This window comes from Gimesia chilikensis (genome assembly GCF_007744075.1).
Classification (GTDB): Bacteria; Planctomycetota; Planctomycetia; order Planctomycetales; family Planctomycetaceae; genus Gimesia; species Gimesia chilikensis_A.
This window is the reverse complement of the sequence record NZ_CP036266.1, coordinates 7,333,516-7,348,770: the sequence shown is the minus strand read 5'-3', so window position 1 is coordinate 7,348,770 and position 15,255 is coordinate 7,333,516. Positions and strand designations below refer to the sequence as shown.

9 protein-coding genes and 1 tRNA gene are annotated in these 15,255 nt (G+C 55.2%); 8 read left to right on the top strand and 2 right to left on the bottom strand.

Annotation, left to right across the window (positions count from 1 at the left end; translation table 11 throughout):
- Positions 1–155 precede the first annotated feature (155 nt).
- The 6 genes from HG66A1_RS27750 to HG66A1_RS27725 all read left to right on the top strand — a co-directional run bounded on the left by HG66A1_RS27750 (position 156) and on the right by HG66A1_RS27725 (position 8,374).
- A complete protein-coding gene (locus HG66A1_RS27750; protein ID WP_145191999.1) occupies positions 156–3,515 on the top strand; it encodes a DUF1553 domain-containing protein in 3,360 nt (1,119 codons plus the stop codon).
- 30 nt (positions 3,516–3,545) lie between these two features.
- Positions 3,546–5,063: a DUF1501 domain-containing protein gene (locus tag HG66A1_RS27745; protein ID WP_145191996.1), complete on the top strand. Its 1,518-nt coding sequence runs from the start codon at positions 3,546–3,548 to the stop codon at positions 5,061–5,063.
- Between the two features lie 63 nt (positions 5,064–5,126).
- Positions 5,127–5,819: a GntR family transcriptional regulator gene (locus tag HG66A1_RS27740; RefSeq protein WP_145191993.1), complete on the top strand. Its 693-nt coding sequence runs from the start codon at positions 5,127–5,129 to the stop codon at positions 5,817–5,819.
- A gap of 231 nt (positions 5,820–6,050) precedes the next feature.
- Positions 6,051–6,125: transfer RNA gene (locus tag HG66A1_RS27735), tRNA-Pro, on the top strand.
- A gap of 248 nt (positions 6,126–6,373) precedes the next feature.
- Complete coding sequence (locus tag HG66A1_RS27730; RefSeq protein WP_145191991.1) at positions 6,374–6,853, top strand: hypothetical protein; 480 nt, start codon at positions 6,374–6,376, stop codon at positions 6,851–6,853.
- 108 nt (positions 6,854–6,961) lie between these two features.
- Positions 6,962–8,374 (top strand): HEAT repeat domain-containing protein, encoded by a 1,413-nt coding sequence (locus tag HG66A1_RS27725; RefSeq protein WP_145191988.1) that lies wholly within the window; start codon positions 6,962–6,964, stop codon positions 8,372–8,374.
- A gap of 202 nt (positions 8,375–8,576) precedes the next feature.
- On the opposite strand, the gene HG66A1_RS27720 is transcribed toward HG66A1_RS27725, so the two are convergent.
- Together HG66A1_RS27720 and HG66A1_RS27715 are read right to left on the bottom strand one after the other, a co-directional pair.
- A complete protein-coding gene (locus HG66A1_RS27720; protein WP_145191985.1) occupies positions 8,577–9,947 on the bottom strand; it encodes an MBL fold metallo-hydrolase in 1,371 nt (456 codons plus the stop codon).
- Between the two features lie 285 nt (positions 9,948–10,232).
- Positions 10,233–11,504 carry a formylglycine-generating enzyme family protein gene (locus tag HG66A1_RS27715; RefSeq protein WP_145191982.1) on the bottom strand — a complete coding sequence of 424 codons (1,272 nt, stop codon included), beginning with the start codon at positions 11,502–11,504 and terminating at the stop codon, positions 10,233–10,235.
- A gap of 253 nt (positions 11,505–11,757) precedes the next feature.
- Between HG66A1_RS27715 and HG66A1_RS27710 the strand changes: the two genes are divergently transcribed.
- The gene (locus HG66A1_RS27710; RefSeq protein ID WP_145191979.1) at positions 11,758–12,144 is read left to right on the top strand and encodes a BlaI/MecI/CopY family transcriptional regulator; all 387 of its coding nucleotides are present in this window, start codon (positions 11,758–11,760) and stop codon (positions 12,142–12,144) included.
- Entirely contained in the window at positions 12,141–15,233 is a 3,093-nt protein-coding gene (locus HG66A1_RS27705; RefSeq protein WP_145191976.1) for a M56 family metallopeptidase, read from the top strand. Before HG66A1_RS27710 ends, HG66A1_RS27705 begins: the two co-directional genes overlap by 4 nt.
- The last annotated feature ends 22 nt before the right edge of the window (positions 15,234–15,255 follow it).

Genomic DNA, 15,255 nt, shown 5'->3' with positions numbered 1-15,255 from the left:
CTTCAGAAATTCGATTTTTGATTTGCAGGATTATATATAATTTGGCAGAATAATAGATTATCTGGGCTTGCCAGGACCTCCCGCAAAGGGACCATAATGAGGATATTCGTCTCCCGCCTGAGTCTCTGAATCAATTAACACAAAGATGATCTGCCATGTTAGCGCGTACATGTCTGCTCTGTCTGATTCCTCTGGTATTGGTATCACCCCTCGGTGCTGCGGAAGCGCCGCCTGCAGCGAAGCAAAAAATCGATTTCGAGGAACAGGTCCTTCCCCTGTTGCAGTCGAAGTGCTTCGATTGTCACAACGCCGACACCCAGGAAAGCAAGTTCCGCCTCGACCGCAAATCTGGCCTGCTGCGGGGAGGCGATTCGGGTGAACCAGCCATCATTCCCGGCCAGAGCGCGAAGAGTCACCTGCTCAAACTGGTGCGGGGAGAAGAGGCCGGTCTGCTGATGCCCCCCGACGAATCCGAACGGCTCACCGCAGCACAGATCCAGCTCTTGGCGGACTGGATCGATCAGGGGGCCCCCTGGCCCGGACCGGACGGCGTCGTCAAAGAGGAAAAACGGACGACCGATCACTGGTCCTTTCAGCCTCTGGCCAAAGTCACGCCTCCCAAAACCAAAGATGCCTGGGTCCGTACCGGCATCGACGCTTTCATTCTGGGTCGTCTTCAGCAGAAACAGTTGACCCATAATCCCCGCGCCGATCGCCGAATTCTCATCCGCCGACTCTACCTGGACCTCCTCGGTCTCCCCCCGACGCCCGCTGAAGTCGAACGCTTTTTGAACGACGAGAGCCCCGACGCCTGGGAGAAACTGGTCGACGCCACACTCAACAACCCGCACTACGGCGAACGCTGGGCTCGCTACTGGCTCGATCTCGTCCGCTTCGCCGAAACACATGGATTCGAAACCAATCGCGAACGACCGCATGCCTGGCCTTACCGCGACTATGTCATTCAGTCACTCAACGCAGACAAGCCTTACAACCAGTTCATCAAAGAACAGATTGCCGGCGACATTCTGGGTGACCCGACCGGCACCGCCTATCTGGTTGCGGGCCCCTACGATCAGGTCAAAAGCCCCGACATCAACCTGACACTCATGCAGCGTCAGAACGAACTCGACGACATGATCAATACCACGGGCACCGCTTTCCTGGGCCTCACCCTGGGGTGTGCCCGCTGTCACAATCATAAGTTCGATCCCGTGACCCAGGCCGACTACTATTCGATGCAGGCCATCTTTGCCGGCGTCAGGCATGGCGACCGCAGTCTGCCGACTCCCGCGTCACAACAGAAAGAAATCCGCGTTAAACAGACGCGTATCGCGGAACTGAAATCCGAACTGGAACCCTATCGCCGCCGACCCGAGTCCCGCCGCTTCGTTTCCATCGACGATCAACTTTCGCCGGACAATCCTTCCCCCCGTCTCGAAGTCCTGCAGACGCGTGCTGGTTTCGGCGCCAATCCCGCAGGCACCGATCCAGGTGCAAAGGACGATCCCGGCAGCCCCACTCGCTCGCCCAACCTGAGTGGCGGTAAATACAGCTGGTGGAAAAACGAGCCGGGCAAACCCCTGGTCGCCTGGAAGCCCGGGCAAACCGGCGACTATCGCCTCTGGCTCTCCTGGGGCTGTGGGTACGAGTCGCATAGCACCGATGTCCGTTATGTTCTGGACCGCGATGGAAACCCGCAGACCACAGATGACTGGCAGGAAGTCGCCCAGGTCGATCAGCAACGCTTCGCCGATGGAACGAAACCAGCCCGCAGAGCGGCCCTCTGGAGCGGTTTCCACGATGCAGGGATCGTTACACTCGAACCACAGAATGCACTGCTCCTGGTGGGCGGCAAACACGGTACCGCTGTGACCGCGGACCTCATTCTCTGGGAGTCAGTGACTCTCTCCCCCTCCGATCAGAGCCTGCCCAAACCAGCCTTCCGGAAACCGGTGCAACCCACCCACAATGTGGAACGCATCAGCCCGGTGGAAACCCGCTTCGTACGTTTTACGGTTCACGCCACCAACAGCAGTGCACCCTGTCTGGATGAACTCGAAATCTTCTCCGGCGGGCAGAATGTCGCCCTCGCTTCCACCGGCGCAAAAGCCACCTGTTCCAGTGCATTGCCCGGCTATCCGATTCACAAGCTGGAGCACATCAACGACGGCAAATACGGCAACAGCCACAGCTGGATTTCCCACGAGAACGGCGGCGGCTGGATTCAGATTGAACTCCCGCAGACCACGACCATCGATCGCATCGAATGGGGCAGGGATCGTGAAGGCAGATACAGCGACCGCGTCCCCGTCGACTATGTCATCGAAGTCTCAGAGACCGGCACCGACTGGCAGACGATCGCCGGCTCAAGCGATCGACTCCCCCTCACGCTGCCTGCCGATACACTCCAGGCCGCCAGCACCACCTACCATTTCGACCACCTGCCCGCCAAAGAGGCTCAGGCTGGGAAGCAGCTGCTCGCTGAACTGAAGCAACAACAGAGCGACCTCAAACGCCTGCAGAAATCAGACATCGTCTATGCAGGTAAATTCATGCCACCTGGACCGACCCACCGCCTCTATCGTGGCGAACCCCTGGCCAAACGCGAACAGGTTCCGCCGAATGCCCCCGAGATCTTTACCGATCTGAAACTGAGTACCACCGCTCCCGAAAATGAACGCCGCAAACGGCTGGCCGAGTGGATCGCTTCCCCCGAGAATCCGCTGACTGCCCGCGTCATCGTGAACCGCCTCTGGCAGTTCCACTTCGGTAAGGGACTGGTAACAACGCCCAGCGACTTTGGAGCCGGAGGCGTGCCACCCACGCACCCCGAACTGCTCGACTGGCTCGCGCAGGAACTGATCGCGCACGACTGGTCCCTCAAACACATTCATCGCACGATTCTTACCTCCGCCACGTATCAGCAGTCCGGACAACCCAATCCCCGCGCACTCAAGGTGGATGCCGCCTCCCAGCTCTGGTGGCGTTTCCCGCCCCGCCGTCTTGAAGCCGAACCGATCCGCGATTCAATTCTCGCGGTGACCGGCGTATTGGATCTGAAAATGGGCGGACCCGGTTTCAGTGCTTTCGAAGTCGAAGCAGAGAACGTAAGGCACTATCACCCCAAGAAAACCTACGGTCCCGCTGACTGGCGCCGCATGATCTACATGACCAAAGTCCGCATGGAACAGGATTCCGTCTTCGGTCTATTCGACTGTCCCGACGCTGCCACCTCCGTCGCCAAACGCAGTCGCTCCACAACGCCGCTGCAGGCTTTGAATCTGTTCAACAGCCGGTTCCTGCTGCAACAGGCCGACCTGTTCGCCCAGCGTCTGGAACGCGAGCATCCCGGCGATCAACAGGCCCAGGTCAAACGGGCCTTCGAACTTTGTTATTCGCGTCCCCCCACCGAGTCCGAACTGAGTGATTCCGTTCAGTTCATCCAGGCGGAACAACTGCCCGCTTTCTGCCGGGCGCTGCTCAACAGCAACGAGCTTCTGTTTATTCAATAGGTCAACTTCACCAGGCATTGAGAGTCACACATGAGCGCTCCTCAAAACCCGTTTCCAGCGAATCGTCATCTGCTCAACCGCAGAAACTTCCTCGGTCAGACCGTCAGCGGTTTGAGCAGTATCGCTTTCTCCGCGATGCTCGCCGAACAGCATCTGCTCGCCGCGGAGAAGGAACCCCGGTTGACCGTGGGGGGCAAAGCCCCCATCCGGCCCGAAATCGATCCCGGCAAGCCCTTCGCCCCCCGCGATGCCCATTTCCCGGCCGCGGCGAAAAATGTCATCGTCATTTTCTGCTCTGGAGCCTGCAGTCATCTGGATACGTTCGACTACAAACCGTCGCTCGTCAAAATGCACGGCAAGCCGATGCCCGGCGGCGACAAACTCGTCACCTTCCAGGGGCAGCAGGGGAACCTCACTCAGAGTCCCTGGAAGTTCAAGCCGCGAGGCGAATCGGGCAAGATGATTTCCGACCTCGTGCCCCACCTCGGGGAACTGGCCGACGACATCTGCTTCCTGCATTCCATCAAAGGCAAGACGAACACACACGGTCCGGGCGAAAACTACATGTCGACCGGTTTCACCCTCGACGGCTTCCCCAGTATGGGCGCCTGGACCAGCTACGCTCTGGGGAGCGAAAATCAGGACCTCCCGTCCTACGTCGCGATACCCGATCCCCGCGGCACGCCGCAGGCCTCCGTCAATAACTGGGGGCCCGGCTTCCTCCCCGCGGCCTTCCAGGGAACCGATTTCAACGCTGCCCAGCCCATTCGTAACCTGGACCGTCCCGCGTCCATCAATGCAAAAACCGATCGCGCCACCCGCAGTTTCCTGCAAAGGCTCAACGAACAGCACCTGGCCCGTTTCCCCGGCGATTCCGAACTCGCAGCCCGCATCTCCAGCTACGAACTGGCTGCCCGGATGCAGCTCAGCGTCCCTGAAATCAGCGATCTCTCGCAGGAATCAGCCAGCACGCTGCATATGTACGGTATTGATGACAGCGAAAACCAGCTCAAAGCGGCTTACGCGAAGAACTGTCTCCTCGCCCGCCGCCTGATCGAGAAAGGCGTCCGCTTCGTTCAACTTTTCAACGGTGCTTACCAGACGGGCGGGGAAGGGGTCAGCAACTGGGACGGACACAAAAAGATCAAGGATCAGTACAGCATCCACGGTCCGGTCCTCGATCAGCCTACCGCAGCTCTCATCAAAGACCTGAAACAGCGCGGCCTGCTCGAAGACACGCTGGTCGTCTGGTGTACCGAATTCGGTCGCATGCCCACCTTCCAGAAAGGGGCCAGCGGTCGCGACCACAATCCCGAAGGCTTCACCTGCTGGCTCGCCGGTGCAGGGGTCAAAGCCCCCTTTACCTACGGAGCCACGGATGAATTCGGCTACAAGGCCGTCGACAATGTCGTCACCGTCCACGACTTCCACGCGACGATTCTCCACCTGCTCGGACTGGATCACGAACGCCTGACCTTCTATCACAACGGCCTCGAACGCCGACTCACTGATGTAGAAGGGACCGTCGTGAAAGAGATCCTGGCCTGAACAGTGTGAGTGAGTTGAGTTTTACGACCGAAAAGTAAATTTAATTTCAAAGAGTAAAAGTGAATGGCTGCAGTTGTTTCCAAAGAGTTAATGCATGGATCCCGTCGCCAGACCCTGGTTCAGCAGGTCCTGCTCAAGTTTTTTCAGGGTGAATACCAGCCCAACCAGCGGATGACGGTCCAGTCCCTCGCCCGCGAATGGAACGTCAGTGCCACCCCCGTCCGCGAAGCACTCGTCGAACTGGAAGGCATTGGCATCGTCGAAATCTATCCCAACCGGGGCGCCGTCCTGCGGAACTTCGGTGCCAGGGAACTCCGCGAAATCTGTCAGGTCCGCCGCATCCTCGAGAGTGAAGCCGCCCGCTGTGCCTGCGGCCACATCACACCCCACGAACTCGCCCAGCTGGAACAGATCTTTACTGAGCTTTCCACGGCCAAGCGGACCGTGGCCTGGTCGGAAAAGACCCAGGAATGGGACGACTACCTGCACGAACTGATTTACCGCGCCTGTGACAGCGAACGGCTCGTGCTCGAAATCAGCCGCTACAAAGCCCTGCATCGCACACTCAGACAGGTCCGTCACAACAAACGGCAGAACGTCAAAGACTACGACCGTATGGAAGAAAACGCAGAGCACCTGCGCATCGTCCAGGCCCTCGCCTCAGGAGATCCGGAAGCAGCCGCCCAGGCAATGAACGATCACCTCGCCCAGACCCCCATCGGCCTGGTCCGCGATCTGTTCGAACAAGAGGCATAAAGGGCGGGAAACCCTGTTTCAATCCATTTATCAGCCGAAAACAGCGTCCATTTGGTGTTCGCGGGAATTTCATTAAAGATCTGCCCGCTGAATGCTGATCTAGTCTTAAATATTCGTGTCAATTCCGTTGGAATCCTTCCAACCGACTCAGCTGGCCTATTTTATGAAGAGAATAGTGAGAACCATTGACGGCTTCTCCGTGTCTCTCTAAACTGTGCCACTAACAAGTCACGGGGCGTAGCTCAGCTTGGCTAGAGCGCTTGCTTTGGGAGCAAGAGGTCGCACGTTCGAATCGTGTCGCCCCGACTTTTAAACCCTTTCTGGTAATGGGTTTACGAGATCTTATCTCGCACACAACCATCAGAAACCGGGACCACAGAAAATCGCGATTCACTCGCGATTTTTTTATGCGCGGTACCTCACACAGGCCGCAGCTGGTCATAATATCATCTCCAGGTAAGTCACATCGCATGCTCTGTTCCCAGACGCCTGGCTAGTGCCTGAATTTTCTTGTGTGATTCATTTCTCAACAGACTTTCGGGAGAATGACTTTCATGGGCGTCTATTACTACTACGTCAACGAAACCAGATCTCAATATTTCTGTATCGATCCATCGGGACGAGACATCAAGCAATATGCGGTGGGACATAATATTGGTTCCCGGGCATTCAGCTATCTGCTACTCGACAAAAACGAATACGCAACCGGCGTGAAAGACCATCCGCTGGTAGGCAGTTGGATTGGCGATCGCTGCTATATCACCGGAGATGATTACTGCACCAGCTTCGCAAAAATTCAGACCGAGTATGAGGATATTGGCCAGCAGGTTATCGAGTTAATGGTCCACAACGATCCCTGGGAACTGCTGCAGTATGGAGGCGTCGACTGGCTTCTGGATCTCATCCAGCAAAACGGGCAATTCATCACGATTACCAACGAAATGCGCAAGCGGATGTCCCATGTATTCCGCTGCGCCCGCCAAGAGTCACCAGGTGAAGATCTGGACCGAATCTGTGAAGCATTGAAACGCTGAACAGGCTTAAAAAATGGACGCCTTGATTTTCGAAACCTTTACGTTCTAAAACTCAAAATTTGAATACACGTTGTCTGTCTGCTAACCTGAATAGAGTTCTAGTTGGGGATGGGGAAGATCATGCACGTGTCTCGTTTCTGTAGCTTACTCTTTTGTTTTTACTTTATAATACCCGTCGTGGCCCCTGCTGCAGATGAGGTCAATCATCTGGTTACGTTATTGAAGTCTGAGGAACCTGAAGTCAGGTACAAAGCTGCCCGCTCGCTGCAAAAGCTCGGTCCGACAGCAGAACCCGCCATCCCGCCTCTGATCGCGGCCCTCAATGATCTCGGTGCCCCGACAAAATATGATGTTCAATATTTAGGCCCTCGTGTCAGGAATGCTGCATCCGATGCGCTGGCCAGCATCGGTCGTCCGACTGTCCCTGCGCTGATTAAGGCTCTGCGGGATAAAGATCCTGCAACTCGTGCCATGGCTGCCGATACACTCGCGAAACTGGGACCCGACGCGAATGCGTCGTTTGCTGAACTTTCCAGAACTCTGAATGATCCTGAATCCTGGGTACGCGACAGTGCCGTTGCTGCCATCGCCAGAGTAGGGGCAGCGCCGCAGGTGGTGGTACCTCTGCTGGAACAGAAATATCGACGTGCTGATAAAGACGACTACATTCGTGTGTCTATCCTGGAATCTCTGGCGAACGCGGATCCGCAAGCCACAATGGTCATGCCCCTTCTGATCGAAGCCTTAGACGATTCCGACGGCGATGTCATGGCGGCGGCAGCACGGACACTGGGAAGTTATAACAACAAGGCTCGACTAGCTGTGAATGCATTGAGTAAGTCGCTGACCACGACAAAAGTTCGCTGGGACTCGTTTGCCGATTTTGGATTTACAGTGCCAGTGCGCACCGATGTCGTCCGGGCACTGGCAGCAATCGGACCACCTGCAAAAGTGGCGGAACCCTCATTAATCAGGCTCATGCAACAGGATGAGAATGAGATCACACGCATCATGTCAGCTGCCGCACTCGTAAGAATCTCTCCTGAGAAAACCTCTGCCAGACAGGCAATGACGTTTCTGATCCAGACGCTGCAGGATCAAGAAAAAGCCCAGGCAAAGGCTGCTGAAGCCTTAGGCATGATCGGGAATGCCGCTGCGGTTGCAGCGCTCAGTGAAACCTTACAGGCTCCGGATGAATCAGAGTTTGGATCTCTCAGAGCCGCAGTCGCACGTGCGTTAGGAGAAATTGGACCACCTGCGAAAACAGCAGTCCCTGCGTTAAGAGCCGCGCTACGGGAAAAGAAAGAGTGGCATTTCGATGTCCGAATTGAGTCCGCGCTGGCACTGGGCAAAATCGGCCCCGCAGCGAAATCGGCGATTCCTGATCTCATCGAAGCCAGTCACTCAGACGACGAACATCTCCAGGATCTCGCCAGCGAGGCGATCAGAAAGATTAAGAACTCAGCCCGTCAACAGAATCATGCAGATGACGCGGGAGAGGGATCATCCGAAAGGAAGTAGTAAACCATCTCACGGAAATCTCTGATCAATGCATTGACCTTGCCATCAGTGAGAGCCTTTTCGTGTGTTTCGTGACTTTCGTGGTAGCTAAATCCTTTCCGCGCAGCCTGAAAACATTCTACCTACCAGATTCAAAGTTTAGAGATGTTACACTCAGGAAGGAGTCAGCGAAGCCCCTGTCCTCCTTCCTGGTCAGTGGTTCTCAGACAGTTGACGTCGCTCGGTCCTTGGATTTCTTATATACGTAGCTGTACATTGTCAGGTATACAATAAAATCCCGGTTGTACGTTTCGAGTGGCTCGCGGAAGAAGTTCGCTTCGTAGCCGGTTGACGTATTTTCGAACAGGATCTGCTTGTTCAGAATTGCTGTCATGACTTCAGGAGTGACGCGCATCTTTTTATTGAAGTCATCGGTTTCCACCAGCCCTTCGCCAATTTTCACCGAGCGGGTAATGTCCATGTCTTCCACTTCAATGGTGAAGACCTTCCCGACGATGGTTTTCTCGAACTCTTTCCTCTCCAGGTAACGCTGGACAAATTGATCGAAACCGGTCAGGAAACCTTCCAGTTTCTCAACCATTTCCTCTTTATCCAGTGACTCCGTCAGGTGATAGGTATCGCATTGGTTGATAATATCATACTGTTTGTAATAGTCGATGGTGCAGTTCTTGATCGAAGCATCCTGTGAATACTTCGACCATAGGTTTTGCTGCACCTCAGAAAAATCAAACCGGTCTCCGGGCAACATGTCCAGCATCTCTACACCCAACTCATCGATTAATTCCTGGTAATGGGATCGCATCCAGTGGGGAGAAGGGAAGATCGCTTTGTCGAGGTATTCTTCTTTCCCTTTGACGAAGATACTTGAATAGCCTGCATACCCCAGAAAGTATTTCGCATCGACAGTCTTGGCATTCCGCAATCCCTGGGTGGTCATTTTGGTGACCTTTTCCATCAGGATTTGTGACCGATCCTCAATCTGTGGGTAGGTCATTGGATAGCCCGAGGCAGAATTGGACTGGCTCATATAAACCGAGCGTCCTTCCGGAACCGTAGCAATCTCTTCTTTAATGATCGAAACCGCTTCATCTTTGAGTGGATACCACAGGTCGTTTGCATGCACGATGCAACTGTCAGGTGTGGTGATCATATACAGCGAATCGTCATTCGAGACATCCGTGTTGATGAAACAGCGGATGCGGAACAGGTCGTGCACAGACAGCTCTGGAGTGACTTCCACTACATTATGGAACCCCAGTGCTTTCAGACGATTCCGGACGCTGGGGGCATCATAGTTGGCGGTAAAAATGCGGATGTCTTTGTTGAACAGCTTCAGCCACTGGTCGTCAAAGTGATCATCGTGACCGTGGGAGATCAGGAATGAGAAGTTGGGGTGATCGTAAGAAAGTGAGGCCAGCAGGGCCGGATGAAAAGCGGTTGGTGGATTAGGCAACCAGGAGCCAAAAGCCGGTTGCTGGAACCAGGGATCTGTCATCACCATCTGCTGGTTCTGTCCGTCATTGTATTCGATAATCACAGAAGCGTGATTGATAAAGTGCAGAGTGGTCCCCATTGTTCCTCCGATGAATCAGGATCCATGAATATTCTTGTGTATCCTTCAATGAAGTGGACACAGGTGTATTTGAATTTGGTAAGACCTCATCCTAGCGGAGTCGATTAGTATGTCAAATGTTTTCGAATGAACAGTTGTGTAAATAAGTGGATATTTATGCGAGGCAGGAATGTGTGCATATGGATAATGGATGTAATGCATTAATTGAGTCTGGAGGCAATTCATATGTCAGAGGCTCATCCAGTTTTGTTCTGTATCCTGAGACGGTCACTCGTCGATACTGCATCATTCCTGCACAGACGCCGTCTCCCGCACTACCCGAAAACCATAAGAATGCCTGTTGATTTCCGGAGAAACATAAGCACGCTCTCCCGAACCGCAGAAAGTCGCACTATTACTGAAACCACCACCACGGAGAACTCGGCCTCTACTTGTTTCGGGGCCTTGCGGATCAGTCACAGGCTCGGAAGGATAAGGTTCAAACCAGTCGTGGCACCACTCATAGGCGTTGCCGTACATATCGTAAATTCCCCAGGGATTCGGTTTCTTTTTCCCAACAGGATGTGTCGTCGATTGGGCAGTCTGTTTGTACCAGGAATACTCTCCCAATAAAGATTCATCATCCCCAAAACAAAATACGGTGGAAGTTCCAGCACGGCACGCGTATTCCCACTCTGCTTCCGTGGGCAGGCGATACACATTTCCGGCTGCTTTTTCCTCTGGCCTGGCAGATAACTTTTGGCAAAACTCATTCGCTTCATGCCAGCTGATACTGTCAACTGGATTATCCGGACCTGGGTACTGACTGGGATTGGAACCCATGATGGCTTCATATTGTTTTTGAGTTACCTCATGAATCCCCATATCAAATGGTTTGCTGATGGTTACCTGGTGCAGAAGTGTGTTGGGGCTCTTATTTCCTTTTTTTCCCATCACGAAAGTTCCCGCCGGCAGACGTTTAAATTCCATTCCGACGCCCAGTTGAGGTTCTGGAGGTTCCTCTGCTTTCACGACGACCTCTTTTTTTTTCACGGGAGGTTCGTTGACTTGTTCACTTTGCTCAGGATCAGCCTGCAGTTTGCCCCAGGGTAACCAGAAAGAAGCTGCCGCCATTCCGAAAAATGCGATCGCCAGAATCAAAACAATTCCCGCGTAGTCGCGGAGCAGTCCACTCCCCTCACCAACAACCCGGTTGCTTTTTCCTCCCGCTGGGCGAGCGCGACGAGGTGCATAGGGATCGATCTGCCGATTCTTCCGGCGTTTTTTAAACAGACTGATCTTGCGATCATATTCCCGCCGCAGTTCCGGGCTCACCAGAGTCAATTCTGCTTCATCAATCTGGCTGATCACCTGGTTGGCAAATTTGTTCCACTCCGTGCCCAGGTATTCCTCTACGTGAGTCCGCTGTCGTTTCGCCGCTGATTCGATGACGGACCGGTCATCTTCATCCAGGGAGATTCCCAGCAGTTCATAGAATGTTGGCGGGCATTTCTTTTCGGGAATGCCCAGCCATTTGTGATACGGATTAAAATCAGCAGGCGGTTGTGTTGCGCTCATGGGAGAATCGACCTCGGGATAGTTGCCCAGTCTGGCTTGTTCTAATAAGGGTTTGAGTGGGCGCGTGTTTCCTGGTTCGGAAATGGGTTCTGATTCTATCTGCACATATGAGCAAATTAAACCGGGAATTCAGAAAAGAATCGCCAGAAAGCGGGGTTCGAGAGCAGGTGTCAGCCACCATCGATGGGAGTCATGGGATTGAAGTACGACAAACGTCGTTGACAATCTACGACTGGTGTCGTATATTGCTGGAATGAACCAGCAACGCCCCAAACCCACCACAGCTGAACTGGAAATCCTCTCTGTCCTCTGGGAGCACGGGCCGGCGACCGTCCGGGCGATTCACGAAATCCTCTCGCAAGGCAAAGAGACAGGCTACACCACCACGCTCAAAATCCTGCAGAAGATGGCTGACAAAGGACTCGTCACCCGCGACGAATCCCGCCGGTCGCATATCTACCACGCCGCAATACAGGCGGAACAGACGCAACGCCAACTGATCGACGACCTGGTCAGGCAGGCGTTTGGCGGTGCCACTGAAAAACTCGTCATGCAGGCACTCTCCCTGCGCAAAGTCACCCCCGCGGAAATTGAATCTCTCCGCAAACTCCTGGACCAACTCGAGGAGAAATCAGAATGAATGGATTCCACGAATTCCTGAATCATCCGCTGGTGACCCACTGGGGCGCCGTACTGCTGCACTTCGTCTGGCAGGGAGCCGCGCTCGCGCTGCTGGCCTGGGTGGTACTCTGGATGTGTCAGCGGCAATCGGCTCAACTCCGCTATCTGCTGGCCACCGGCTGCCTGTTCCTGATGCTGCTCTGCCCTGTCATCACCTGGCTGAACCTGGGAGAACACATTCAGCGCGAAACGCCGGCCGCAGGAGCTCAATCGACGACAAACGCCGCTCCGTTCGCCCACGTTCCAGAAGTGGGAACTACTTCAACAGACAGACTTCTTCAGGGAGCAGAGTCTCCTGCAGCGTCCAGAGCACCGAGCTCGACTGATGCAAAGCCGTTTCCCCCAAACGAACCAGGTCTCTTCCAGGTTTCTGCTCTGGTAAACACGCTCCCCTGGCTGGTCGCAGTCTGGGCTTGTGGCGTGGTCATCTTATCTTTGCGAATGATCGGCGGTTGGCTGATCGCACGCAACCATGTCAGCAACGGCAATCCCCTACGCGATACATGGACTGCCCGCGTGAACCAACTGGCAGATCTGGTTGAGCTCACGCGTGCCATCCGCTGGATCGAATCCTCCGTGGTCCAAGTGCCGCAAGCGCTCGGCTGGGTCAAGCCGGTCATTCTCCTGCCGGCATCCCTGTTTACAACACTCACTCCCGCAGAGATCGAGTGCCTGTTACTGCACGAACTGATCCATCTCCGCCGCCACGACTTTCTGGTCAATCTCCTGCAATGCCTGATTGAAACCCTGTTCTTTTACCATCCGGGAGTCTACTGGCTCTCCCGCCGCATCCGGCTCGAGCGGGAACTCGCCTGCGATGCCGCGGTCGTCGCACTCACCGCAGACAAACTCACCTTTTCCCGGGCACTGCTTTCCCTCGCCGAACAGGCGCAACTCCCGTCACCTGCCTTAGCAGCAACAGGCAGTGATCTCACCATCCGCATTCACGCCCTGCTGGGGTTGAAACGCGCTGGTTCAGGATCGGGGATTGCTCTCTGGATCTGTCTGGCTCTCTGCATGTTCTCACTCGGGTTGGTATCCCGGGCAAACGTAGCATTACAGCAGGTAGTGAAATCACCGGTAGTAGAATCGGTCCACAGTCACGATGCAGCGCCGTCGATTGAGCGGTTTGTCACAGACGGTGTGCCGGTTCCCGATCTGTCTGGAAAGGTCCTCGATTTGGCTGGAAAACCTGTTGCCGGAGCCACCGTCTATCTGCGACAGTCGATGCGTGCCCGCAGCGGTCGGGGAATTCCCAGACCCTGGCAGGACCTGGCACGCACAACCACCGATGCACAGGGAAAATTCCGTTTTGTAGACGTACTGGATGTCGAACAGGATCGCGTGTTCGACCCCGTTGATCTCGTCGCTTTGAAGGATGGCTATGCCCTGGGCTGGAAGCACGTGCTCACCACCAGACCGGTGACCAACATCAGGTTGACCCTTGAGAAGCCGACTGCAGCAACGGGCCGCGTGATAGATGAAGCAGGTCAGCCCGTTGCCCACGCCGAAGTGCGCCTCAAACATCTGATGTCACTCCGGCACATCACACAGGCTGACCTGGAGCAGGGACGCTGGCCCAGCTGGAAGGATCGCCAGTTTGTCGCCCTCGATGGTTTCCGGGACGCGCCCGTGGCCACAACCGATGCCACAGGTCGCTTTGAACTCAAAGGGCTCGTCGCAGAGCGGGGACTTTGCCTGCAGGTCTCGCATCCCGAATACCTGCTGCACGATCTCTACGCAGCGACTGTTCCTCAACTGGCCCCCGAGATGGAAGCCCTGTCGAAACGTCCGGTTCAGACCGGCGAAATCGCAGTGACACTGGAACCGGGGTACCGTCTCCGTCTGCGGGTTGTCGATGATGAAACGGGAACACTGATTCCCGGAGTGCGATATATCCCTGATCAACAAAGCTACCAGGTCCCTCCCCGCCAGCACGATCCGGACGGCGTTATCGAAATCACGCATCTCAAGCAGCCGCAGTTCCTGGCAACCGTCTATCCGCCGGAACACACCGCCTACCTCGCTTACAGCAACCTCTTCACGTGGCCCGCGGAAACGCGTCTGCTGGAAGTCGAGATCAGGTTGCCAAAAGGAATTCCGGTCCGCGGTCGCGTGATCAACGAGGCAACAGGAGCCGGCGTGCCAGATGCCCCGGTTGCCTGGAACCTGCAGCAATCGCAGTTCATTCCTGAGACTCCGCACCTGCATCCACTTCACGTTGTGACGACTGATGCCGACGGCTATTTTCTGGTTCACTGTCCGTCGGGAGAATTTGCCTTCCAGACGAGGGGGCGCATGCGGGGTTTTCAATTCAACTCCTCGCAGCCACAGCCCGCAAAACGAGTCAGCGTCTCACAAAAAGGGCCTGACAGCCAACCTGTCATCGAACTGCAGCCGGCACCCCGCATTCAACTTATCATCAAAGATCCCCAGGGCCAACCGGTCCCTGGGGCCGACATTCGCACTGCGGCAACCAGTACACGATCGGTTCAGTTGATGGATGGGAGCGTCATTCAAAGTTTTATACCCATTCATGGTGTCTCCGATGCACGGGGAGAGTATCGGCTCGATCAGCTCTTCATGACGGATTCCTCCGATCAGGAAAAACAGTTGCACGAAGTTGTCATCCGCAATGCCGACGATACGCTCGGCGCGCAATTACTGGTGCAGCGTCCCCCACAGAATGCTCCTCTCGAACAGCCAATCGAAGTCCAACTGCAGCAGCTCGGCTTTGTGGAAGGCAGGACTGTGCACGAACCAACCGGCGCGCCGATCGCCGGCACGCGAATTGTTCTCTATCGAAAGCAGCAGGGCGACCGCGACACTTACACGGCTGTCGGAGAACTCACGACCACCGCCGCCGATGGTTCTTTCCGCCTCAAAGGTGTGTTACCAGGACTCGAGCACTACCTGTCGCTCTCTCATACGCGGTATAAAACGCCCAATGGCATCCATCTGCGTTTTCAGACAACGAGTGGCAACACTCACGATTTCGGCCAAATCTCTCTCGGCGATCTGAATTCTCCCTCTTCAGGGGCTGAATAAACCCTGGCACATTAAAATTCTA